The organism is Xanthomonas sp. NCPPB 3442 (assembly GCF_056725145.1).
In genome coordinates this window covers 4,222,767-4,245,767 of record NZ_CM161514.1, presented here as the reverse complement: position 1 = coordinate 4,245,767, position 23,001 = coordinate 4,222,767, and the positions used below count along the sequence as shown (strand labels likewise).

General features: G+C 65.3%; 19 protein-coding genes and 1 other RNA gene. 19 read left to right on the top strand and 1 reads right to left on the bottom strand.

What is annotated here, in order from left to right; all coding sequences use genetic code 11:
* Positions 1-19 precede the first annotated feature (19 nt).
* The 19 genes from AC1POX_RS18430 (at position 20) to AC1POX_RS18340 (ending at position 22,865) form a co-directional block, all read left to right on the top strand.
* Positions 20-2,677 (top strand): TonB-dependent receptor domain-containing protein, encoded by a 2,658-nt coding sequence (locus AC1POX_RS18430; protein WP_372356457.1) that lies wholly within the window; start codon positions 20-22, stop codon positions 2,675-2,677.
* Between the two features lie 159 nt (positions 2,678-2,836).
* Entirely contained in the window at positions 2,837-3,655 is an 819-nt protein-coding gene (locus tag AC1POX_RS18425; protein ID WP_372356456.1) for a type II secretion system protein N, read from the top strand.
* Positions 3,652-5,730, top strand: coding sequence for a type II secretion system secretin GspD (gene gspD / locus AC1POX_RS18420; RefSeq protein WP_372166447.1), 2,079 nt, complete (start codon positions 3,652-3,654; stop codon positions 5,728-5,730). Before AC1POX_RS18425 ends, gspD begins: the two co-directional genes overlap by 4 nt.
* 4 nt (positions 5,731-5,734) lie before the next feature.
* Positions 5,735-7,222, top strand: a complete 1,488-nt coding sequence (gene gspE, locus AC1POX_RS18415) for a type II secretion system ATPase GspE (protein WP_481108589.1) — start codon at positions 5,735-5,737, stop codon at positions 7,220-7,222.
* On the top strand, positions 7,209-8,411 hold the full coding sequence (gspF, locus tag AC1POX_RS18410; RefSeq protein WP_029818640.1) for a type II secretion system inner membrane protein GspF: 1,203 nt from the start codon (positions 7,209-7,211) through the stop codon (positions 8,409-8,411). The genes gspE and gspF overlap by 14 nt, the downstream gene beginning before the upstream one ends.
* A 28-nt stretch (positions 8,412-8,439) precedes the next feature.
* Positions 8,440-8,904 carry a type II secretion system major pseudopilin GspG gene (gene gspG, locus AC1POX_RS18405; RefSeq protein ID WP_014089352.1) on the top strand — a complete coding sequence of 155 codons (465 nt, stop codon included), beginning with the start codon at positions 8,440-8,442 and terminating at the stop codon, positions 8,902-8,904.
* 57 nt (positions 8,905-8,961) lie between these two features.
* Entirely contained in the window at positions 8,962-9,426 is a 465-nt protein-coding gene (locus AC1POX_RS18400; protein ID WP_033479187.1) for a GspH/FimT family pseudopilin, read from the top strand.
* Positions 9,410-9,790, top strand: a complete 381-nt coding sequence (gene gspI, locus AC1POX_RS18395; protein ID WP_372356454.1) for a type II secretion system minor pseudopilin GspI — start codon at positions 9,410-9,412, stop codon at positions 9,788-9,790. The genes AC1POX_RS18400 and gspI overlap by 17 nt, the downstream gene beginning before the upstream one ends.
* Positions 9,787-10,389 carry a type II secretion system minor pseudopilin GspJ gene (gene gspJ, locus AC1POX_RS18390; RefSeq protein ID WP_277573329.1) on the top strand — a complete coding sequence of 201 codons (603 nt, stop codon included), beginning with the start codon at positions 9,787-9,789 and terminating at the stop codon, positions 10,387-10,389. Before gspI ends, gspJ begins: the two co-directional genes overlap by 4 nt.
* Positions 10,389-11,378: a type II secretion system minor pseudopilin GspK gene (gene gspK / locus AC1POX_RS18385; RefSeq protein ID WP_071117853.1), complete on the top strand. Its 990-nt coding sequence runs from the start codon at positions 10,389-10,391 to the stop codon at positions 11,376-11,378. The genes gspJ and gspK overlap by 1 nt, the downstream gene beginning before the upstream one ends.
* Complete coding sequence (gene gspL, locus AC1POX_RS18380; RefSeq protein WP_014089356.1) at positions 11,375-12,463, top strand: type II secretion system protein GspL; 1,089 nt, start codon at positions 11,375-11,377, stop codon at positions 12,461-12,463. The genes gspK and gspL overlap by 4 nt, the downstream gene beginning before the upstream one ends.
* Positions 12,460-12,936 (top strand): type II secretion system protein GspM, encoded by a 477-nt coding sequence (gene gspM / locus AC1POX_RS18375; RefSeq protein ID WP_071117851.1) that lies wholly within the window; start codon positions 12,460-12,462, stop codon positions 12,934-12,936. Before gspL ends, gspM begins: the two co-directional genes overlap by 4 nt.
* A gap of 5 nt (positions 12,937-12,941) precedes the next feature.
* Positions 12,942-13,652 (top strand): type II secretion system protein N, encoded by a 711-nt coding sequence (gspN, locus tag AC1POX_RS18370; RefSeq protein WP_122273285.1) that lies wholly within the window; start codon positions 12,942-12,944, stop codon positions 13,650-13,652.
* Between the two features lie 397 nt (positions 13,653-14,049).
* The gene (locus tag AC1POX_RS18365) at positions 14,050-14,772 is read left to right on the top strand and encodes a GntR family transcriptional regulator (RefSeq protein ID WP_008576739.1); all 723 of its coding nucleotides are present in this window, start codon (positions 14,050-14,052) and stop codon (positions 14,770-14,772) included.
* 43 nt (positions 14,773-14,815) lie between these two features.
* Positions 14,816-16,093 carry a sugar MFS transporter gene (locus tag AC1POX_RS18360; RefSeq protein WP_008576740.1) on the top strand — a complete coding sequence of 426 codons (1,278 nt, stop codon included), beginning with the start codon at positions 14,816-14,818 and terminating at the stop codon, positions 16,091-16,093.
* Between the two features lie 40 nt (positions 16,094-16,133).
* Complete coding sequence (locus AC1POX_RS18355; RefSeq protein ID WP_003482633.1) at positions 16,134-17,201, top strand: LacI family DNA-binding transcriptional regulator; 1,068 nt, start codon at positions 16,134-16,136, stop codon at positions 17,199-17,201.
* Positions 17,202-17,207: 6 nt separating this feature from the next.
* The gene (locus tag AC1POX_RS18350; RefSeq protein WP_014089359.1) at positions 17,208-18,236 is read left to right on the top strand and encodes an SIS domain-containing protein; all 1,029 of its coding nucleotides are present in this window, start codon (positions 17,208-17,210) and stop codon (positions 18,234-18,236) included.
* Positions 18,237-18,238: 2 nt separating this feature from the next.
* A complete protein-coding gene (gene nagA, locus AC1POX_RS18345; RefSeq protein ID WP_218498721.1) occupies positions 18,239-19,393 on the top strand; it encodes an N-acetylglucosamine-6-phosphate deacetylase in 1,155 nt (384 codons plus the stop codon).
* Positions 19,394-20,195: 802 nt separating this feature from the next.
* Positions 20,196-22,865, top strand: a complete 2,670-nt coding sequence (locus tag AC1POX_RS18340; RefSeq protein WP_372356453.1) for a TonB-dependent receptor — start codon at positions 20,196-20,198, stop codon at positions 22,863-22,865.
* 47 nt (positions 22,866-22,912) lie between these two features.
* Here the strand turns inward: AC1POX_RS18340 and AC1POX_RS18335 are convergent.
* Positions 22,913-22,988: non-coding RNA, sX9 sRNA (locus AC1POX_RS18335), on the bottom strand.
* Positions 22,989-23,001 lie beyond the last annotated feature (13 nt).

Genomic DNA, 23,001 nt, shown 5'->3' with positions numbered 1-23,001 from the left:
TGTTGCCAGGGCTCCCACGATGCGAACCTCTGCTGTTGCCCGTCTCTCGCGGACGGGCCTGTCTCTTTCCATTTCCACCTTGCTGATGTCCGGCGCCGCCATGGCGCAGTCGACCACCAGCGACGCCGACGCCGGCAGCAGTACGTCCAGCGCGGCCAGTACCAGTGTGCCCAAGCAACTCGACCAGGTCGTGGTGCGTGGCGACTACATTCCCGAGCCGATGCTGCATACCTCCGAAGTGGCCTCGTTCGTGACGCGCGAAGACATGGAGCGCACCGGCGACAGCAGCGCCGCGGTGGCGCTGACGCGTGTCACCGGGCTGAGCCTGTCGCGCGGCAAGTATGTGTATGTGCGCGGTCTGGGCGAGCGCTATTCGTCTGCGTTGTTCAACGGTTCGCCGCTGCCCAGCCCAGAGCCGATGCAGCGCGTGGTGCCGCTGGACCTGTTCCCCAGCGATGTGCTGGCCAGCGTGACCGTGCAAAAGACCTATTCGGCCGATTATCCGGGCGAATTCGGCGGCGGCGTGATCGATCTGCAATCGATGGAAATCCCCGACACGCCGTTCCTGTCGTTGACCGTGGGTGGTGGGGCCAACAGCGTCAGCACCGGCGAAAAAGGCCTGACCTATTACGGCTCCGACGATGACGAGTGGGGTTTTGATGATGGCATCCGCAAGCAGCCTACCGCCTTGCGCGATGCGATCAGGACCGGCCGCCGAGTCGATCTGGGCAGCTTTTCGCGCGAGGACATCCGTCGCATCGGGCGCAGCTTGAACGATGCCAACCTGTATGTGCTGCAGGAAAAGGACAGCATCGCTCCGGACGTCAATGTCGGCGGCAGCGCCGGCTACAGCATGGATGTGGGCGAGGCCAAGCTGGGCATCATCGCGGTGGCCAGCTACGACAACGAATGGCGCACGCGCACCGGCAAGCAGCAGGACGGCATCTTTGTCGGCGACAGCGTCGAGTTCAATTCCAACTACGACTTCGCCACCACCCGCAACAACGTGCGCAGCAACGGCATGCTGGGGCTAGGGTGGGAATATGGCCGGCATACCATCGGCTGGACCACGCTCTACGTGCACGACACCTTGAAGGTGGCGCGCAGCCGCGCCGGTCGCGACGAACTGGCAGGTTTCGACGTGCGCGACGACAACACCGAGTGGTACGCGCGGCAGTTGATCAACAACCAACTACGCGGCACGCACGCCTTCGGCGAATACGACGACCTGAAGATCGAATGGCGCGCTGCAGTGGCCAACGCCAGCCGCGATGTGCCTTACGAAACCGGGATTCGTTACGAGCGGCTGGACGGCTACTGGGCGCACGATGCCTCACGCGTGCAGAACTACACGCGTTTCAGCAAGGTCGACGACAAGGTGGCCAGCGGTGGCGTGGATGTCACCTGGCGCTTGCCGATGGAGCACGACCTCACCGTCAAGGGCGGGCTGGCCTATCTGGACAACGACCGCAGCGCGTGGAGCCGCGAATTCCGTTTCCTGGCGCTGGACGGGCCGCTGCCGTTCCTGAACCAGTACCAGCGCGTGGATTATCTGTTCTCCGATTACAACCTCAGCAACGATCTGCTGCGTCTGCGCGAAACCACCGGTAGTTTCGGTGCGGCTGCCTACGACGCGAACTTGAAGGTCAAGGCGGCGTATCTGCAGGCAGAGGGCGAGATCATGCCGACGCTGCGCGCCACGGCGGGCGTGCGTTACGAAGACGCCACCCAGGCGGTGCATCCGTACGACATCTTCAGCGGCACGCGCCAGGACGGTGTGGCACCGTTGCACAACAGCTATGCGCTGCCGTCGGCCACGGTCACCTGGAATTTTGCCGAGAACCAGCAGCTGCGCTTTGGCGCTTCCAAGACCATCGCACGCCCGCAGTTTCGCGAAATGGCGCCACAGCAGTATCTGGACCCGGACATCGACCGCCAGTTCTTCGGCAACCCGTTTTTGGTCGACAGCGAGCTGGTCAATCTGGACGCACGCTACGAATGGTTCTTCGAACCGGGCCAATACGTCACCGTCGGCGCGTTCTACAAGAACATCGACAAGCCGATCGAAGCCATCGTCAACGACGCCCCCGGCGGCGGCATCGTGCAGAGCTTCATCAATGCGCCCAAGGCGACGCTGTACGGTGTGGAGCTGGAGGCCAAGAAGTATCTGGAGTTGCCGATCGCTGCCGACTGGTGGGGCGACAAACGCATGTTCGTGTCCGGCAATTACACCCGAACCACGTCCGAGGTTAGTGCCAGCGATGGCGATACGGTGCAGCCGTTCGGCTTCAGCGCACCGGTGCAGGCGACCTTGTTCATCCGCGATGGTTCGGCATTGCAAGGCCAGTCCGATGACATCGCCAACCTGCAGATCGGGGTGGAAAGCGAGCGCACGCTCAGCCAGGCGACGTTGATCGCCAACTACGTGGGCAAGCGGGTGTCCGCGCGTGGTCGCCCCGGGCAGCCGGATTACATCGACAAGCCGGGCACCTCGCTGGATCTGGTGATCAAGCAGGGCCTGACGTGGTCCGGCGAGACGGTGTCGGTGAATTTTGCCGCGCGTAACCTGCTCAAGACCAAGTACCAGGAGTACCAGAAGGTAGGGAGCAACCGGGTGGACCTGTACACCTACCAGCCTGGCATCAGCTATGACATCAGTGTGACAGCGCGCTTCTGATCTGAGGTGCAGTTGCCAGTGTCGCAAGCGCCCGCTGTGCGTTGCATGGCGGGCGTTTGCGTTTAGTCGTATGGCGCCGTGTGTCGGTCTGTGTCATCGGTTTCTTCGAACTGACACATTGCAGCCGCATTCTGTCATCCAATCGAAATCCTGAGACGGATGTCCGCTTTGCAGCGCGCCTGGCCCTCGTTGAATTCCTTGTTGCTGGCGCCAGGCGTTCGCACGGCGGTGGCGTGTTGCGTGGTTGCGTTGCTGGTGCTGCAAGGTGTGCGCCTGTTGTGGCTGGTGCTCACGCCGATCGGGCCGTTGGGCACTGCGCAGCGCGGTCGCGTCACTACTCTCGACGTGTCCGCATTGCGTCGCGATGTGTTCCATCGCAGCGCCTCCGACACCAATCGCGATGGCATGGTGCTGCACGGCGTGCGTGCTGGCGGCACCCAGGCGGCGGCCTATCTCAGCGGTAGCGATGGCCGGCAAGGCGTCTACCGCGTAGGCGACACGGTTGCGCCCGGCGTGGTGGTGCAGGCGATCGCGACCGATCATGCGCTGCTGCGCGCTGGCGGCAGTGTGCGTCGCATTGCATTGAGCGAGGCATCTGCTGCGGGTGCATCGCTCCGGCCTGCAGCAACGAGCGCCACCCCACCGACCGTTGCTCCGGCAGCCGTGCAATCGAATGTCACCACGGCAGCAGGCGCGAGCGCAGCCACCGTCGTCGATCCGCAGCAGCTGCTCGCCAGTGCCGGCTTGCGCGCCAGCGCCGATGGTGGCGGTTTCACCATCATGCCGCGCGGCGATGGCGCACTGCTGCGTCAGGCCGGTCTGGCGCCGGGCGATGTGCTGACCCAGATCAACGGCCGCACGCTCGATGCAGAACATCTGCGCGAGCTGCAGGACGAATTGCGCGATGGCCAGAGCGCCACGCTGACCTACCGCCGCGACGGCCAGACCCACACCATGACCTTGAAGCGCCCGCAATGACTGCTGTTCGCCCGCTCTGGCTGCTCTCGGCCACGTTGTTGCTCGCGCTGCCCGCGGTGCCGATGACTGCGTTGCATGCCGCCGATGCACCGGCCGTGCGCCTGCAGGACGTGGACCTGCGCGCTTTCATCCAGGACGTCTCGCGTGCCACCGGCATTACCTTCATCGTGGACACGCGCGTGCAGGGCTCGGTCAACGTGGCGCGCGCGCAGGCGATGTCCGAAGCCGATCTGCTGGGCATGCTGCTGGCCGTGTTGCGCGCCAATGGATTGATTGCGGTGTCCAGCGGGCCATCGACCTATCGCATCATTCCCGACGACACCGCCGCGCAGCAGCCAGGTAGCGCCGCCAACGGCAACCTGGGATTTGCAACGCAGGTCTTCACCCTGCAGCGCGTGGACGCACGCAGCGCGGCAGAAATCCTCAAGCCGCTGATCGGGCGCGGTGGCGTGATCATGGCGATGCCGCAAGGCAACAGCCTGTTGATTGCCGACTACGCCGACAACCTGCGACGCATTCGTACGTTGGTGGCGCAGATCGACACCGACCGTGCGGCCATCGATACGGTGACGCTGCGCAACAGCTCGGCGCAGGAACTGGCGCGCACCCTGACCTCGCTGTTCGGGCAAGGCGGCGAGCGCAGCAATGTGTTGTCGGTGTTACCGGTGGAAAGCAGCAATTCCTTGATCGTGCGTGGCGACCCGGCACTGGTCCAGCGCGTGGTACGCACCGCAGTCGATCTGGACGGGCGCGCCGAGCGCCGCGGCGACGTGAGCGTGGTGCGCCTGCAGCACGCCAGTGCCGAGCAATTGCTGCCGGTGCTGCAGCAGCTGGTCGGGCAGACGCCCGGCAACGAGGCGCAGGCCGGGCAGGACACACGTTCCACTGCGCTGGACGTGGCTGCGGCGAGCGGCGCGGCGCAGACGCAGGTGATCGCGCCGGCGGCAGGCAAGCGCCCGGTGATCGTGCGCTACCCGGGCTCCAATGCGTTGATCATCAATGCCGATCCGGAAACCCAGCGCGCCTTGATGGATGTGATCCGGCAGCTGGATGTGCATCGCGAGCAGGTATTGGTCGAAGCGATCGTGGTGGAGATCTCAGACACCGCCGCCAAGCGCCTGGGTGTGCAGCTGCTGCTGGCTGGCCGCAATGGCACGGTGCCGCTGATCGCCACGCAATACAGCGGCGCCTCGCCAGGCATCGTGCCGCTGGCTGCGGCGGCGGCTGGCACGCGCAGCGGCAATGCCGACGACGATTCGGTGCTGGAACAGGCACGCAACGTGGCTGCGCAATCGCTGCTGGGCCTGAGCGGTGGCCTGATCGGCCTGGCCGGGCAAAGCAACGACGCGGTGTTCGGCATGATCATCGACGCGGTCAAGAGCGACACCGGCTCCAACCTGTTGTCCACGCCCTCGATCATGACCCTGGACAACGAGCAGGCGCGCATCCTGGTAGGCCAGGAAGTGCCGATCACCACCGGCGAAGTGCTCGGTGCGGCCAACGACAACCCATTCCGCACCATCCAGCGCCAGGACGTGGGCGTGGAGCTGGAAGTGCGCCCGCAGATCAACACGGCCGGCGGCATCACGCTGGCGATCAAGCAGGAAGTCTCGGCCATTGCCGGGCCGGTCAGCGCGCAATCCTCGGAGCTGGTGTTCAACAAGCGCCAGATCGAAACGCGCGTGGTGGTGGAGAACGGTGCCATCGTGGCACTTGGCGGCCTGCTCGATCAGAACGACCGCCAGACCGTGGAGAAGGTGCCGCTACTTGGCGATGTACCCGGCCTGGGCGCGTTGTTCCGGCACAAGTCGCGCAACCGCGACAAGACCAATCTGATGGTGTTCATTCGCCCTACCATCATTCGCGATGCAGCCGATGCCCAGCGCATGACCGCGCCACGCTATAACTACCTGCGCGAGCGCCAGCTGGCCGATGGCGATCCGGAAGCGGCGCTGGATGCGCTGGTGCGCGACTACTTGCGTGCGCAGCCGCCGCAGCTGCCGGCCGGTCCATCGTCGGTTGCGCCGGCACCGGCAACACCACCTGCGCCCGGCGCACGTCCCGTGCAGCGTTGATGCCATGAGCAGCGCCCGCGCCAGCATTTCCTATGCATTCGCCAAGCGTCACGGCGTAGTGCTGCTTGGCAGCGACACCACCGCGCAGATCGGTTTGCGCGAAGGTGGCGATGTGCAGGCCCTGATCGAGTTGCGCCGCGCGTTGGGCATGCCATTGCAGGTGCGCACGCTGGCGCCGTCGGTGTTCGACCGGCATGTATCGGAGATCTACGCCGATGCCGGGCTGGAGCAAGGTGTGCAGGTGGAAGCGCTGGATCTGCATGGCAGCCTGGATTCGTTGATCGACGACATTCCCACCGCCGATCTGCTCGACAGCCAGGACGATGCGCCGATCATTCGTTTGATCAACGGCATCATCGCCGAGGCCGCGCGGCTGGGTGCATCCGACGTGCATCTGGAATCCTACGAGTCGCGCCTGCGCGTGCGCCTGCGCGTGGATGGCGTGATGCGCGAGGCAGCCACGCTGCCCGGACGCATCGCACCGCTGCTGGTGTCGCGCGTCAAGGTGATGGCGCGGCTGGATATCGCCGAAAAACGCATCCCACAGGATGGACGCGTGTCGCTGGTGATGGGGGCCAAGGCACTGGACGTGCGTGTGTCCACGTTGCCCACGCGCGGCAGCGAGCGGGTGGTGTTGCGTATCCTGGATAAGGAGCAGGGCACGCTGTCGCTGGCGCAGCTGGGCATGCCACCTGTGGTGATGCACACCGTGCAGCGCGCATTGCAGGTGCCCAATGGCATCGTGCTGGTCACCGGGCCCACCGGTTCGGGCAAGACCACGACCTTGTACGCGGCGCTGCGCCTGCTCAACGATGGCTCGCGCAATATCCTCACCGTGGAAGATCCGGTGGAATACGCCATCGATGGCGTCGGCCAGACCCAGGTCAACGCACGTGTCGGCATGACCTTCGCCGCCGGCCTGCGCGCGATCCTGCGCCAGGACCCGGACGTGGTGATGATCGGCGAGATCCGCGATACCGAGACCGCGCAGATTGCGGTACAGGCCAGCCTCACCGGCCATCTGGTGCTCTCCACCGTGCACACCAACGATGCGGTGGGCGCGGTCACGCGGTTACGTGACATGGGGATCGAGCCGTTCTTGCTGGCTTCCAGTCTGCGACTGATCCTGGCGCAGCGGCTGGTGCGGCGCTTGTGCCCGCAATGCCGTAGCGAGCGTTCGATCGATACTGGCACGCGTCAACTGCTGGATGCGCCGGCCGATGCAGTGATCTACACCGCCGTGGGCTGCAACGCCTGCCACCACAGCGGCTACGCCGGCCGCGTGGGCATCTACGAAGCGATTGCGGTAGACGATGCGATGCGCCGTTTGATCGGCGACAACGCCGACGAAGACGCGCTGGCTGCTGTGGCCTTCGCACGCGCGCCGCGGCTGGGCGATGCCGCACGCGCTGCCGTGCTGCAAGGCCTGACTACGCTGGAAGAAGCGCTGCGTGTGACCCGCCAACAGGACGACGCGCATGCCGCAGTTTGATTACACCGTGCTCGATCTGCATGGGCGCAACCGGCACGGCGTCATCAGTGCCGACAGCGTGCACGGCGCACGTGCGCTGCTGGAACAGCGGCAATGGGTGCCGGTGCGCGTGGAAGTTGCGGCCGCGGCCGGCAGCACGGCCGGGCGCGCAGCGCGCTTCAGCGGCAAGGATCTGGTGCTGTTCACCCGCCAGCTTGCCACGCTGGTGGAGACCGCGCCGCTGGAAGAGGCCTTGCGCACCATCGGCACCCAGTCCGAACGCCGCGGCGTGCGTCGGGTCACCAGCCAGACGCATGCATTGGTGGTCGAAGGATTCCGCCTGTCCGATGCGATGGCACGCCAGGGCAGGGCGTTCCCTGCGTTGTATCGGGCGATGGTGGCCGCCGGCGAAAGCGCGGGTGCGTTGCCGCAGGTGCTGGAACGACTGGCCGATCTGCTCGAACGCCAGGCACAGGTGCGCAGCAAGTTGCAGTCTGCATTGGTCTATCCGGCGGCGCTGGCAGCGACGGCCGGTGCGGTGGTGATCGTGCTGATGACCTTCGTGGTGCCCAAGGTGGTGGACCAGTTCGATTCGATGGGCCGTGCCCTGCCGTGGCTGACGCGCGCGGTGATCGGCGTGTCGCATTTTCTGCTGCATGCCGGTATCCCGCTGCTGATCGCGCTGGTGATTGCGGTGGTTGCGGCGTTGCAGCTGCTCAAACGCCCGGCACTGCGCCTGACGGCGGACCGCGCGTTACTGCGTGCGCCACTGCTGGGCCGGTTGCTCCGCGATCTGCACGCCGCGCGCATGGCGCGCACCCTGGCCATCATGGTCAACAGCGGCTTGCCGTTGATGGAGGGGCTGATGATTGCCGCACGCACCGTGGACAACCGCGCGTTACGCCTGGCCACCGACGGCATGGTCACCGCGATCCGCGAAGGCGGCAGCCTGGCCGCGGCCATGAAGCGCGCGGGGGTGTTTCCGCCAACGCTGCTGTACATGGCCTCCAGCGGCGAAAACAGCGGACGCCTGGCGCCGATGCTGGAGCGTGCCGCTGACTACCTGGAGCGCGAATTCGAGACCTTCACCGCCGCCGCGATGAGCCTGTTGGAGCCGGCCATCATCGTGCTGCTCGGCGGCGTGGTGGCGGTGATCGTGTTGTCGATCCTGCTGCCCATCTTGCAATTCAACACCCTCGCGCTTGGTTGAGCGCGTCCGCTTATCCATGGAGATCGTCATGCAGTCCATCCATCCACGTGCACGCCTTGGCTCGCTGACGGCACATCGACGCAGCCGTGGTTTCACCCTGGTCGAACTGATGGTGGTCATCGTCATCATCGGCCTGCTCGCCACGGTGGTGATGATCAATGTGATGCCCAGCCAGGATCGCGCGATGGTGGAAAAAGCCCGCGCCGACGTGGCGGTATTGGAGCAGGCGCTGGAAACCTATCGCCTGGACAACCTCAGCTACCCAAGCACCGAACAAGGGCTGCAAGCCTTGCTCAACCCGCCGGTCGGATTGACGCGGCCGGAGCGCTATCGGCAGGGCGGTTACATCCGCCGGTTGCCGGAAGACCCATGGGGCCATGCATACCAATACCGGCGCCCCGGCCGCCATGGCGGCTTTGACGTGTACTCGTTTGGCGCAGACGGTGCCGAAGGTGGCGATGCCGACAATGCCGATATCGGCAACTGGCGCTGAGTGACGGCCGTGTCTGCAATGCTGGGCCCTCCAAGGCCGTGTTCATCGCGCATGCCGATGCGCGTGGCGAACCGATGCGCGCGTGGCTTCACCTTGCTTGAGGTGCTTGCCGTGTTGGTCATTGCCGCGCTGGCCAGCACGTTGGCGGTGATGACCTTGCCGGATACGCGGCGCGATCTGCACGATCATGCCGACACCCTGGCCAGCGCGCTGATGCATGCACGCGACGAGGCGATCATGAGTTTGCGCATGGTGGAGGTCAGCATCGATGCCGGCGGCTATGGTTTCCGTCGTCAGGCCCAGCAGCAGTGGGTTGCCTTGGATCAAGCGCCATTTGCCGCGGTCCGCTGGCCGCAGGGCATCCAGGCGCAGCTGCCTGTCGACAGCAGACACATAAGTGTGCGCTTCGACCCCACCGGTGCGGCCACACCGCAGCGCATCGCGTTGGGCGATGGCCGGCAGCAGATGCAGATCGTGGTAGATGCCGCAGGCGTGGTGCAGGTCGATGCGCCATCTCGCTAATGCACGCGCATCAAGTGGATTTTCGCTGCTCGAACTGATCGTCGCGCTGGCGATCTTCGGCATGGCGGTGGTCGGCCTGTTGAACCTTTCCAGCGAGAGTACCCGCACCGCCGTGGTGCTGGAGGAGCGCGCGTTGGCCGCGGTGGTGGCGGAAAATCAGGCGATCGAGGCGACGCTGACGCCAGCTGCCGCGATCCGCGCGCCGGCGAACGGGCAGGTGGTGCTCGGCGGGCGCAGCTGGGAGTGGCAGCGCCAGTCGATGCCGGCCGGCGCGGCAGGTTTGGTGCAAATCGAGGTGCGCGTGCGCCCTGCAGGCCAGGCGCAGGAAGTTGCCGGTCTGAATGTCTTGCGGAGCGCCGAATGATCGGCAAGCAACGCGCGCGTGGCTTCACCTTGATCGAATTGCTGGTGGCCCTGGCGGTGTTCGCGTTGGTGGCCGCAGCTGCGGTGGTGGTGATGCGGCAGAGCATCGACCAGCGCGATGCCGTGCGCGCGCGGCTGCAACAGATTCGCGACTTTCAACTGGCCCATGGCCTGCTGCGCAGCGACCTGCAGCAGGCGGCCGTGCGCCGCACCCGCAACAGCGAGGGCAGCGCCGCACGCAGTGCATTTGTCGCCAGTGCACCCGGAACGTACGGGCCCTTGTTCGGGTTTGTGCGACGTGGCTGGAGCAATCCGGACCAGGCACCGCGTGCGTCGCTGCAATACGTGGAATACCGCGTCGTGGATGGGCGGCTGGAGCGCAGCGCACGCTCTGCGCTCGACGGCGCGGCAGCTGGCACGCCGCAGGTACTGTTGCGCGGCGTGCGTTCGGCGGCGGTGGCATTCCATTACCGGGCGCAGTGGAGCGATGGCTGGAGCGGCGGGCTTGAAGCATTGCCGGACGCGGTCGCACTGGAGCTGGACCTGGAGCACTGGGGGCGCGTGCGCCAACTGTTCCTGTTGCCGGAAGGGCGCACGTGATGGCACTGCACGTACCTGCCAGGCAACGCGGCGTGGCCTTGCTCACGGTATTGCTGCTGGTTGCCGTGATGACCTTGCTGATGGCGGCCGTGCTGGAAGACCTGCGCTTTGGTCTGCGTCGCAGCGGCAATGGCCAGGCGATGACGCAGGCGCAGTGGTACGCCCTGGGCAGCGAGGCCGTTGCGCGGCAGCGCTTGCAGGCGCTGTCCCAGCGGGATCCGCTGCGCACCACGCTGGACGGCGGCTGGAACGACCAGCCGGTCCGCTTTCCGCTGGACGACGGTGCGGTGAGCGTGCGCCTGCGCGATCGCGGCGGCTGCTTCAATCTCAACAGCGTGGTCGTTGGTGCGCCCGAACAATGGCAGCGTAGCGATGAGGGAGCACGCCAATATCGCGCATTGCTCCAGGTGTTGGGCATCGCCCCGCAACAGGCGTATGCGCTGACCGACGCATTGGTGGACTGGATCGACTCCGACACACAGCCGGGCGTGCACGGCGCCGAAGACGACCGCTACCTGCAGGTCGCCGCGCCGCGGCGTACCGGTGCAACCTTGCTGGCAGGCGTCAGCGAACTGCGCGCCATCGCCGGTTACACGCCGCAATTGATCGCGCAACTGCAGCCGTATGTCTGCGCATTGCCGGAGGGGCGCTTGTCGCCGATCAATATCAACACGCTGCGCCTGGACGATGCACCGGTGCTGGTGGCGTTGACCGGAGGAGCGCTGGAGCTGCCGGCCGCGCGACGCGTTATCGCTGCACGGCCGGCTGGAGGATGGCGCGATGTCAGGATGTTTCTCAGCCAGCCGGCGCTGATGCAGGCCGAGCTGTCCAATGCGGTATTGGAACAGCTCGAACTACGCACCCGCTACTTCTCTCTCTACAGCCAGGTCGACCATGCCGGCGCGCAGGTCATGCTGGAAGCGTTGCTGCAACAGGAAACGGCCGGCCGGGTCCGACTGGTCGCGCGCCAATGGAGTTCTGACCAATGACCACCACGTTGTTGTTGCTGCCAGCCGATGCAGCCGCCCAAGCCACTGCAGTGCGTGTGGACGCGCAGGGGCAAGTGCAATCGATGGGTCAGGCCGCCACGCCGCCTGGGCCATCCACGCGCAACCTCCTGGTGGTGCCGGGTGTGGATGTCCATCTGCGCTGGTTGAGTTTGCCTGGCCGCAGCATTGCGCAATCGCGGGCCGCTGCGCGCCTGCAATTGGCCGAGCATCTGGCTGTCGACGCGCAGGCCTTGCATGTGGTGATCGCCGCTGGCGCTGAGGCCGATGGCACGCGCCTGGTCGCCGCAGTGGACAGCGTGGTGATGCAGCACTGGCTGGCGCGCGCAACGCAACTGGGCTTCGTTCCCGATGCGGTGGTGCCGGATTGCCTGCTGCTGGAGCCCGGTGCCGATGCGACGGTCGCGGTGATGCACTGGGACGGCCGATGGCTGATCCGCGGCGCACAGCTGGCCTGCAGCCTGGAGCCAGAGGCGGCGCGTCTGCTGTTGGGCGATCGTGTGCCGGCCGTGCCGCCGGTGCCCGACCCGACGCAGTCCATTGCCTGCTTTGCGCGCAATGCTGCCCACGTGCCGATCGATCTCCTGCAGCACCCGTTCGCGAACAAGGCCGCTGCTGAGCAACGGCGCGCTCCGCGCCGTCTGGCGGTGTTGGCCGCATTGCTGCTGCTATCGCCAGGGGTGCTGTTGCTGGCGCAGACCTTGCGCTACGAGATCGGTGCGCGTGTACTGCAGGCCCGCGCCGCCACGCAGTTGGGTGTGCGCGATGCAGCGGCGGTGCCGGCCGCATTGCAGGCGCGTCGGCAGGCCGGCACGGCGACCGATCGCCTGGCGGTGCAACTGAGCACCTTGTTCGGCGCAGTCGATACCCTTCCAGCGGCAGAACTGGATCAGCTGGACTACAACGCCGCACAGCCGTTGCGCGCGACCTTGCTGCACACCGATGACGCCAGCCTGCAGCAGCTCTCGGCGCGGCTTGCGGATGACGGCTGGCACGTGGATCCGGGCAGCAGCCAGGTCGAAGACGGTCGCATGCGGACACCGTTGGCGCTGGAGCCATTGCGATGAAGACATCCGTGCAACGCGGCACGTACTGGTGGCAGACACGGGCGCCGCGTGAGCGGCGCATGCTGGGTGTGATGTGCGCCGCACTGGCGGCATTCGTGGGCTGGTATGCGCTTTACATGCCATTGCGGCACTGGCATGACCGGGCTTGGGCGCGCTATGCCCACGCTGCGCAGCTGGTGCTCGATGCATCTGCACAGGCGGCATCGACCAGACGCACCGCCGCACCGGGACCAGCGGCTCTGGCCGAGATCATCGCAAGCAGCGCACGCGATGCCGGCGTCAACATCACCTCGCAACAGCGCAGCGCCGCGGGCGGGGTGGAGGTGCAGATCGAGGCCGTCAGTGCCGCCACGCTGTTCGGCTGGCTTGAGCGGTTGCGACAGGCGCACGGCCTGGCGCCGACCCAACTGCACGTGGCACGCGAGCAGGGCCAACTCCGCGTACGCTGCGGGTTTGCGGAATCGGAACCGTGACGCGCATGCGCTGGGCCTTGCTCTTGGTGTCGATGGTGGGGGTCGCGCTGCTGGCGTTTGTCCCGTTGCGCCTGGTGCTGCCGCGCGAGGGACTGCCGTTCTCGGTGCTGGATGTGGAGGGCCCGATCTGGGCCGGCACGTTGCGGCAGGTGCAATGGCAAGGCATCGCCTTCGGCGATGTGGCGGTGCGGCCGCGGCTCTGGCCGTTGGTGCGTGGCGAACGCCAGGTGCAGTTGCAGTCCACACAGCTGCACCTGCTGTTGGTGGATGGGGCGCAACGCGGCATACGCAATGCACAGGGCCAATTGCTGGTGCGCCAGCCCGGTGGCGTGGCGCTGATCGATCTGGCGTTGCAGCTGCAGCAGGTGGATCTGCTCTTCGATGCCACCGGTTGCGTGCAGGCGCATGGGCGGGTCAGCCTGCAATTGCTGGCAAGCGGCGCGGGCGAGCTGCCCGGTCTGCCGCCGCTGCGCTTGTCCGGGCAGCCGACGTGCGTGGATCACACCGCCGTGCTGACCTTGCTGCCCGACAACGCATTGCCCGCCGGCGTGCAGGCCGAAGCACAGCTGCAACTGTGGCCCGACGGACGCTGGCAGCTGCAGTCGCGTGTCGATCCAGCGCAGGACGCGGTGTTGGGCGTCGGCCTGCAATTGCTGGGCTTCGCCGCCGCGCCGGAACGCGGGATGGTGCGCAACGACCACGGTCAATTGCGCTAGTGGCGATGTGACTGGCTGCGCGCCGTAGCGCCGGTTTTCTGCACCATGCACGTGCGCGCGGCACCGCTGGCGCATCCATCGCGGCCGATTAAGCGACACGCCGGGGCATCCGCCGACAAACCTGTCGTCATGGTGCGGTGGCGAGTGGTTACGGCATTCGTCAGCGTGCACGCAACCTACGCAGCAGCTACCGAACGCCTGCACGGTGCCGGCCGAACGAGTGCAGCCGGTCTGCCGCGGCCGGATGCGTCGCCGATCCGGCGCTTTCGCGATTGCACGCGGTCTGATGCGCGCGGGGTAAATTGGTACTATATTGGACCTAACAAATCCAAGTCGGTCCGGAGGACAGGCAGTGGCCAAACCGAGAACCAATGCCAGGACGGACGACGACCCCAGGATGGACGCGCTGGCGCTGGAGGCTTCCGCGCCGACGCCGCTGTATCTGCAATTGGCGGCCAAGCTCAGCGACGCCATCCGTGGCGGGCAGTGGAAGGCCGGCGAGGCGCTGCCGGCCGAGCGCCAGCTGTGCGAACGCCTGCAGATCTCGCGGGTGACCCTGCGCCAGGCGGTGGATGTGCTGGTCGAACAAGGCCTGGTCTCGCGCCGGCAGGGCGCCGGCACCTTTGTCACCACCCAGATCCAGCATCAGCTCAGCGGCCTGACCAGTTTCAGCGAGACGCTGCGCATCAAGGGCTATGAACCCGGGACGCGCTGGCTGGAACGGCGGCTGCGCCCGGCGCATGGCGAAGAGATCCTGCGGCTGGGCTTGTCGCCGGATGCGGCGGTGGCCTCGCTGACGCGTCTGCGCAGCGCCGACGACCGCGTGATGGCCTATGAGCACGCGGTGTTGCCGCAGCGCATCGTCACCGACCCACAGCAGATCGGCGATTCGCTCTACAGCTATCTCGATGCCCAGGGCACGCCGGTGGTGCGCGCGCTGCAGTACTTCCGCGCCATCAATCTGCCCGCACGGTTGGCAGAACACCTGCGCATGAAGACCGGCGAGGCGATTTTGCATGTGGTGCGCGTGGGCTATGCCCGCGATGGCAGCGCGATCGAATTGACCGACACCTATTGCCACAACGACTTCTACGACTTCGTCGCCGAACTGCGCCGCTGACGCCAACGGCATTCCTTACGACAACCTCAGAGCCAGCCGATCCATGACTACCGCCAGGCCCGCAAATCCCGTTGTCTCGATCGCCATCGTCGGCGTGCTGTTTTTCATCATCGGCTTTTTTACCTGGATCAACGGGCCGCTGATCACCTTCGTGCGGCTGGCGTTCGACCTCAACGAGGTCAATGCGTTCCTGGTGCTGATGGTGTTCTACCTGTCGTACTTCTTTCTGGCCTTGCCCTCTTCGTGGATTCTCAAACGCACCGGCATGAAGAAAGGCCTGGCGCTGAGCCTGGTGGTGATGGCCGTGGGCGCAGCAGGCTTCGGCCAGTTCGCCACGCAGCGCTGGTATCCGGGCGCACTCGGCGGCTTGTTTGTCATCGGCAGCGGCCTGGCCTTGCTGCAGACGGCGATCAACCCGTACATCAGCATTCTCGGGCCGATCGAAAGTGCCGCGCGCCGCATTGCCTTGATGGGCATCTGCAACAAGATCGCCGGCATCCTGGCGCCGATCCTGATCGGCTCGCTGGTGCTGCACGGTATCGGCGACCTGTCCGCTCAGGTGGCCAGCGCCGATGCGGCGACCAAGGAAGCCTTGCTCACCGCCTTCGCCGCCAAGATTCACGCGCCATATCTGGTGATGTCCGGCGTCCTGCTGCTGCTGGCCATCGGCGTGCTGTTCTCGCCGTTGCCCGAGCTCAAGCCCTCCGAGGCCAACGCCACGCCGGGCGCGACCGGTGGCGTGCAGAAATCCAGCATCTTCCAGTTCCCGCACCTGTGGCTGGGCGTGCTGTGCCTGTTCGTCTATGTGGGCGTGGAAGTGATGGCCGGCGATGCCATCGGCACCTACGGGCACGGCTTCAATCTCCCGTTGGACAGCACCAAGATCTTCACCTCCTACACATTGGGCGCGATGTTGCTGGGCTACATCGCCGGCCTGGTACTGATTCCGCGCGTGATCTCGCAGGCGCGTTACCTGAGCGTGTCGGCGGTGCTGGGCGTGCTGTTCTCGCTCGGTGCCTTGTTCACCCACAACTACGTGTCGGTGGGCTTCGTCGCCGCGCTTGGCTTTGCCAACGCCATGATGTGGCCGGCGATCTTTCCGCTGGCCATTCGCGGACTGGGCCGGTTCACCGAAATCGGCTCGGCACTGCTGGTGATGGGCATCGCCGGCGGCGCGATCATTCCGCAGCTGTTCGCCATCCTCAAGCAGCATTACGACTTCCAGGTCGTGTTCGCTGCGCTGATGGTGCCGTGCTATCTGTACATTCTGTTCTATTCGCTGCGCGGTCATCGCGTGGGCCTGCCGGCCCAGGCCAAGTGATCGCGGCGGCATGATGCGTTCCGACGGACAAGGTACCTCCATGCGCAGGCCCACCATCAAAGATGTCGCCGAACGCGCCAAGGTCTCGTTGAAGACCGTGTCGCGGGTGATCAACAACGAGCCGTCGGTGATGCAGGCCACGCGCGCGCGCGTGCTGCGCGCCATCGCCGACCTGGATTACGAACCCGACCCGTCCGCGCGCAATCTGCGCAGCGGCACGCCGTTCGTGATCGGCCTGGTGTACGACAACCCCAACCCGTACCACATCATCGGCATCCAGAACGGCGTGCTGGCCGCGTGCCGGGAAACCGGCTTTGGCCTGCAGATCCATCCCTGCGATTCCACCTCGCCGTTGCTGGCCGAAGAACTGGCCGAATGGGTGCAGCGCTCGCGCCTGGCCGGGGTGGTGTTGACCGCGCCGATGTCCGAACGCCCGGAATTGCTGGCCGGTCTGGCCGCGCGCGGCATCAAGAGCGTGCGCATCATCGCCTCCACCGACGACCCCGGCGACGGCCCGTGCGTGTACATCGACGACCGCGATGCCGCCTATGAAATCACCGAGCACCTGATCCAGCTCGGCCATCAACGCATCGGCTTCCTGTGGGGCGGCCCGCAACATCGCTCCAGCGGCGAGCGTTACGCCGGCTATGAAGCGGCATTGAAGGATTACGGCATCAGCCTGGACAAGCACCTGGTGATTCCCGGCGACTACACCTTCGACGATGGCTTCCGCGGCGCACGCCGGCTGTTGTCGCTGCGCGAACCGCCCACCGCCATTTTCGGCAGCAACGACGAGATCGCTGCAGGCGTGCTGGCCGCAGCCAAGTCCACCGGCATGAACGTGCCGTATCAATTGTCGATCGCCGGTTTCGAAGACAGCCCGTTCTCGCGCCAGTCGTGGCCGGCATTGACCACCGCCAAACAGGCCACCGATGACATCGCGCGGCACGCCGCACGCTTGTTGATCAGCCAGCTGCGCAGCGACGCCTACGACGACCAACCGGCGCAATTGCAGAGCCGTGGTTTCGTGCCGCAGTTGGTGGTGCGCGGCTCCACCGCGCCGGCGCCCGCGTCCACCGGCAAACCCCTTCCTCCTGAATCTGCCTGAGCCACGATGAGCCTTCCCTCCGAAACCGAGACCTTGATGTTCCGCGAAGCGGCGCAGACCGCCGATGTGGTGGCTGCACAGTTCGCGCGTAATGCCGACACCATCGCCGCGCTCGCGCAGTCGCTGCGCCAGACGCCGCCGCCGTTCGTGGTGACCTGCGCGCGCGGTAGCTCCGATCATGCGGCCACCTATGCCAAGTACCTGTTCGAAACCCAGCTCGGCATCGTCACCGCATCTGCGTCGCCATCGGTGGGCTCGGTCTATGCAGCGCCGCTGCAGCTGCGTGGCGCGCTGTACATCGTGATCTCGCAATCGGGCAAGAGCCCGGATCTGCTGCGCAATGCCGAAGCGGCCAAGGCGGCCGGCGCGCGCGTGGTCGCGCTGGTCAACGTGGAAGATTCGCCGTTGGCGCAACTGGCAGAGGTGGTGATTCCGCTGGGCGCAGGCCCGGAAAAGAGTGTGGCCGCCACCAAGAGTTATCTTGCCTCGCTGGCCGCGGTCCTGCATCTGGGCGCGGTGTGGAAAAACGACCCGGCCCTGCTTGCCGCGCTCGACGCATTGCCGCAACAGTTGCGCAGCGCGTGGCAGGCCGATTGGTCGGCGCTCACCGCCGGCCTGGTGCCTGCGCACAACCTGTTCGTGCTCGGCCGCGGCCTGGGCCTGGGCGCAGCGCAGGAAGCAGCATTGAAGTTCAAGGAAACCTGCGGCCTGCACGCCGAAGCCTACAGTTCGGCCGAGGTCAAGCACGGCCCGATGGCCCTGGTGGGGCCGGGCTTCCCGGTGCTGGTCTTCGCACAGCCCGACGAAACCGGTGCCGGCACCCGCGCACTGGCCGAAGAATTCCGCGCGCGTGGCGCGCAAGTGTGGCTGGCCGCGCCCGGTGGCGATCTGCCGCTGGCAGAGGCCGCGCATCCGGCTTGCGCGCCGCTGCTGACCGTGCAGAGCTTCTATCGCGCGATCAATGCGCTGGCGCTGCAGCGCGGCAACAATCCCGATCTTCCGCCGCATCTGAACAAGGTCACGGAAACCGTCTGATCATGCACGCTCTCGCGACTCAGGCACTGTGTAATGCACGCGTGCTCACCGACAACGGATTGCAGGACGGCCTGGTCGTGGTACTGGCTGGCACGCAGATCCAGGCGATCGTGCCGGCCGACGATGCGCGCGTTGCGCAGGCGCACACGCGCGTGGATCTGGGCGGCGCCACCTTGTTGCCGGGCTTTATCGACATCCAGGTCAACGGCGGCGGCGGCGTGTTGTTCAACAACGCACGCGACCCGCAGGCGCTGGCCACCATTGCGGCCGCACATCGCCGCTTCGGTACCACCGGCATGCTGCCGACCTTGATCAGCGATACCGCGCAGGTGATGGCCGAGGCGATCGATGCCACGCGCCAGGCCATCGCACAAGGCGTGCCCGGAGTGCTCGGCATCCATCTGGAGGGCCCGTACCTGAGTCCTGCGCGCAAGGGCACGCACGACGCAGGCAAATTCCGCGTGCCGGACGCGCACGAGATTGCCGTCGATACCTCATTGGACAACGGCGTCACCCTGATCACGCTCGCACCCGAACGCGTGCCGCTGGACGATATCCGTGCCTTCGTTGCCGGCGGCGCGATCGTGTTCGCCGGCCACACTGCGGCCACCTACGAGCAGGCGCGCGAGGGCATTGCCGCCGGCGTCAGCGGCTTCACGCACGTGTACAACGCGATGTCCCAGCTCGCTGGCCGCGAACCCAATGCAGTCGGCGCAGCGCTGGAAGACCCCAACGTGTGGTGCGGCGTCATCGTCGACGGCGTGCACGTGCATCCGGCCAGCCTGCGCGTGGCGCTGGCGGCCAAGCCACGCGGTAAATTGCTGCTGGTCACCGACGCCATGCCGATGGTCGGCAGCGACAGCGCCAGCTTCGACCTCTACGGCGAAACCATCACCGCCGTGGACGGCGTGGTGCGCAATGCCGATGGTGCATTGGCCGGCTCTGCATTGGACATGGCCACCGCCGTGCGCAACAGCGTGCGCTGGCTGGGCGTGGACCTTGCCGAAGCTGCGCGCATGGCCTCCACCTATCCCGCGCAATGCATTGGCCTGGGCGAACGCCTGGGACGCATCGCACCTGGCTACCAAGCCGATCTGGTACTGGTGGATGACGATGTGCAGGTGTTGAGCACGTGGGTGGCTGGGCAGCGCGATTAGGTGCCGCTGACAACACGACTTGCCAATCTACGTATCGTGCGCGCCGCATTGCGTAATGCGGCGCGCGTGTCGTGTTTGATTTTTGAAATGCAGGGGCGTGCAGCGGCCCATGCACATCGAATTGGCGCATGTCGCATGCTTCGCCTTGCTCGCCTGACAAACGCGCTCGTTGCCGCCAGCACATGAGGTGCAAGTGCTGTTGCCCGGCTAAGGGAACTGCGCCGGACGCTGGCACCGTGCACGCCCGCGGCAGCGATGAAACCAGTCCTACGGTGGGCAGGCTGTCGTCTGACCCGACACGCGTGCAGCTGGCGATCGGCTTTCCGACGACAGCGCAGCGTTCCATGCTGCGCAAGTTTTCTCATCGTCTCCGTTCGCGTGCGCAGACGCTTTGCGTCGCAACATTTGGGTGGTGCGGCCTTGTGCGAACAGGCCGTAAGGCGCACTGGTCTGCATCGACGCCGAGGGCAGTGAGACAGCGATCACGCCATCATCCCGATATCTGCAGGGAAGCCGGTGTTTAGCGCATAAAAACAGACGTATGCAGCAGCGGGTTGACACTGCAACCCACCGAAGGCACCTTCGCAGGTAACGTTCTCAGCGAAGAAACGTCTGCTCCACGTTTGAGAAGACGACAACCGGCCGTTGTTCCAGCGGTCCGGCGTTTACCCGCATGTGGTCATGCAATGCGGGCAGTTGTTCGTATCCGGCACAGGGGACGGATCACGGGCATGGCACGCGCGTCGCGCGCCGTTGTGCAACCAGGCGGTTGCCATCCGACATCAGTGATGAGGTCCACGCAATGCTGTTTTCCCGTCTGTTCGCGTCATCCCCTTGCGTTCCGGTATCTGCGTTCGTCAACCCACTGCGCCGCTCATCATTAAGTGCCGCTGTCAGGCGCCTGCTCATGGGTGGCGCCAGCCTGGCCTGCGTCGCAAGCCTTCCCGCATTTGCGCAGGTGCAGCCCGCACCCGCGCAACAACAGACACCACCACAAACCAGTCCCTCGGTCTCCACCCTGGACGAAATCAAGGTGGTGGGTTACCAGGCCAGCCTGGGCAAGGCGCTCAACGTCAAGCGCAACGCCGATGCGATCGTCGATGCGATCAGCGCCGAGGATATCGGCAAGTTTCCCGATACCAATGTTGCCGAATCGCTGTCGCGGTTGTCCGGCATCACCGTGGACAGACAGTTCGGCGAAGGCGAAAAAGTCAGCATCCTCGGTACCGATCCGGCACTCAATCGCGTGCTGCTCAATGGTCAGACCATTGCATCGACCAGCTGGGGCGGCGATCCCAACGATCCGGACAGCCGCTCGTTCAACTACAGCACGCTGGCACCGGAAGTGGTCGGCCTGATGGAGGTCTATAAGACGCCCGAAGCGCGCATCGACGAGGGCTCCATCGGCGGAACCGTGATCGTGCATACGCGCAAACCGCTCGATCTGGATCGCAATACGCTCACCGGCACCGTGAGTTATGGCTACAACGATCGTTCCGACGAAGGCAAGCCGAACGCATCGGCGCTGTATAGCTGGAAGAATCAGGACCAAACGTTGGGCGTGCTTGCCTCGGTGATGCATTCGCAGCGCGTTCTGCGCCGCGACGGCGTGGAAATTTTCGGCTACGACAATGTGCAGGGCGCCGGGTTTCCGCCCGGTGTGGTCGGCAACCACACCGGCGTGTTTCCGACGTCGATCAACACGGCGTTATTCCAGCAGACACGCAAGCGCGACGGTGTCAGCGCGGCGCTGCAATGGAAGCCGGACAGCGATTTCGAGCTCAATCTGACCGGTTTGTACGTCAAGGAAAGCTTCGACAACTACAACCAGAGCCGCTACGGCTACTGGGGCTCGACGCCCGGCGATGCGCAGGCCTTGGGCTTCGAAAACGGTATCGCCACCTCGGGCACCTTCGGCGATCAATCCAACACCTATCTCGACGGCTATCTGCGCAATAGCCAGGTCAGCACCGGCAGCATCCACTTGCGCACCGATTGGCATGGCGAGGGCTGGAACGCCTCCAGCCAGGTGGGCTACACCAGTTCGCAAGGCGGCGCCGAGCGTATCTACGGCATCCAGTTCCGCAATCTGGCTGGCTACAGCTACGCCATCGACGGGCGCCGTACCGCGATGGACTACAGCACCGATCCCACCAATGCGGCGGCGATGCAGCTCAACAACGCCTTGGCCAGCCATAGCCCGCAATACGACAAGGAGCGCTATCTGCAGCTGGATTTCGATCATGCGGTGGAGTGGGGGCCATTCAACCAAATCCTCACCGGCATCAAGCTCACCAATCACGCCACCGGGCAATCGTCCTATAGCCGTACCTGGACCCCGAACGATGGCAGCACGCTGGCGGCATTCTCGCCGGGTACCACGCCGTCGGGCTATCTGGACGGGCTGTCGACCAGCACCGACATGCAACGCTGGTCGACCATCAACAGCGGTGCGATCGGTCGGTATATCGGCGAATTGGAAGGCGATGATGGGTTGCCCATCAGCTATGCGGGCAACTACAGCATCCAGGAGCAGAACCGTGCGTGGTTCCTGCAAGGCAATTTCTCCGGCGAGCGGTATCGCGGCAACATCGGCGTGCGCTATGTGCACTCACGCGATTCCACCGATGGCTACAGCTATGCGCCGGGCGGCGGTTACACGCCGGTCAACTTTCTCAGCAGCTACGGCAAATGGCTGCCTTCGTTCAATATTGCCTACGACCTGCGCGACGACCTGATGCTGCGGTTTGCCGCCTCCAAAGTGATCGCGCGGCCGCGCTACACCAACATGACGCCGTACGTGGCCACCGACGACACCACGCTGACGGCCTCGACGGGGAACCCAGGACTGAGTCCATACGAGTCGACCAATCTCGGTGCATCGCTGGAGTGGTATTTCTCCGACAGCAGCTTGCTCAGTGGCGAATTCTTCTCGCGCGACATCTCCAACTACATCCTCACCACCGTGCAGGACCGTGTGTTCTTCAACAACGCTACCGGCGGCTCAAGCACCTACCAGACATCCGTGCCCACCAACGCCGGCGATGCCACGGTGCGGGGTGTGGCGCTCAATCTGCAGCACAATTTCGGCAATGGCTTCGGCGTGGTGGCCAACTACACCTATTCCGATTCCAACACCGACGGCGACTACAGCCTGCCGTACAACTCGCGCAATGCCTACAACATCAGCCCGTACTACGAGCAAGGCAAGTGGAATGCGCGGGTGAATCTGGGCTGGCGCTCGGAATACTTCACCCAGATTGGCCGGCTCAACGGGCAGCAGATGACCGACGCGTTTACGCAGGTAGATGCCTCATTCGGCTACCAGGCCACCGAGCGGCTGCGCGTGGCGCTGGAAGCCACCAACCTGCTGGATGAAACCTATTTCAGCTACATCGGCAACAAGAACCAGCCGTACTACATCTACAAGAACGGTCGCTCTTTCATGTTGAGCCTGAATTTCAAGCTGTGATGCCCGGCCGGGGCGGCTGCTCATATGCAGCCGCCTTGGTTTAGAGCGGCTAACAAAATGTCGCGAGCAGTCGTCAGGTGGGTGCGGACGGCGCACAGGAACCGCAGTGTACGAGTGGTACATGAGGATTCGAGCA

Coding starts and splice junctions, on each gene's coding strand:
- AC1POX_RS18430 (WP_372356457.1), top strand. CDS start 20: ATGCGAACCTCTGCTGTTGCCCGTCTCTCGCGGACGGGCCTGTCTCTT.
- AC1POX_RS18425 (WP_372356456.1), top strand. CDS start 2,837: ATGTCCGCTTTGCAGCGCGCCTGGCCCTCGTTGAATTCCTTGTTGCTG.
- gspD (WP_372166447.1), top strand. CDS start 3,652: ATGACTGCTGTTCGCCCGCTCTGGCTGCTCTCGGCCACGTTGTTGCTC.
- gspE (WP_481108589.1), top strand. CDS start 5,735: ATGAGCAGCGCCCGCGCCAGCATTTCCTATGCATTCGCCAAGCGTCAC.
- gspF (WP_029818640.1), top strand. CDS start 7,209: ATGCCGCAGTTTGATTACACCGTGCTCGATCTGCATGGGCGCAACCGG.
- gspG (WP_014089352.1), top strand. CDS start 8,440: ATGCAGTCCATCCATCCACGTGCACGCCTTGGCTCGCTGACGGCACAT.
- AC1POX_RS18400 (WP_033479187.1), top strand. CDS start 8,962: ATGCGCGTGGCGAACCGATGCGCGCGTGGCTTCACCTTGCTTGAGGTG.
- gspI (WP_372356454.1), top strand. CDS start 9,410: ATGCGCCATCTCGCTAATGCACGCGCATCAAGTGGATTTTCGCTGCTC.
- gspJ (WP_277573329.1), top strand. CDS start 9,787: ATGATCGGCAAGCAACGCGCGCGTGGCTTCACCTTGATCGAATTGCTG.
- gspK (WP_071117853.1), top strand. CDS start 10,389: ATGGCACTGCACGTACCTGCCAGGCAACGCGGCGTGGCCTTGCTCACG.
- gspL (WP_014089356.1), top strand. CDS start 11,375: ATGACCACCACGTTGTTGTTGCTGCCAGCCGATGCAGCCGCCCAAGCC.
- gspM (WP_071117851.1), top strand. CDS start 12,460: ATGAAGACATCCGTGCAACGCGGCACGTACTGGTGGCAGACACGGGCG.
- gspN (WP_122273285.1), top strand. CDS start 12,942: ATGCGCTGGGCCTTGCTCTTGGTGTCGATGGTGGGGGTCGCGCTGCTG.
- AC1POX_RS18365 (WP_008576739.1), top strand. CDS start 14,050: ATGGACGCGCTGGCGCTGGAGGCTTCCGCGCCGACGCCGCTGTATCTG.
- AC1POX_RS18360 (WP_008576740.1), top strand. CDS start 14,816: ATGACTACCGCCAGGCCCGCAAATCCCGTTGTCTCGATCGCCATCGTC.
- AC1POX_RS18355 (WP_003482633.1), top strand. CDS start 16,134: ATGCGCAGGCCCACCATCAAAGATGTCGCCGAACGCGCCAAGGTCTCG.
- AC1POX_RS18350 (WP_014089359.1), top strand. CDS start 17,208: ATGAGCCTTCCCTCCGAAACCGAGACCTTGATGTTCCGCGAAGCGGCG.
- nagA (WP_218498721.1), top strand. CDS start 18,239: ATGCACGCTCTCGCGACTCAGGCACTGTGTAATGCACGCGTGCTCACC.
- AC1POX_RS18340 (WP_372356453.1), top strand. CDS start 20,196: ATGCTGTTTTCCCGTCTGTTCGCGTCATCCCCTTGCGTTCCGGTATCT.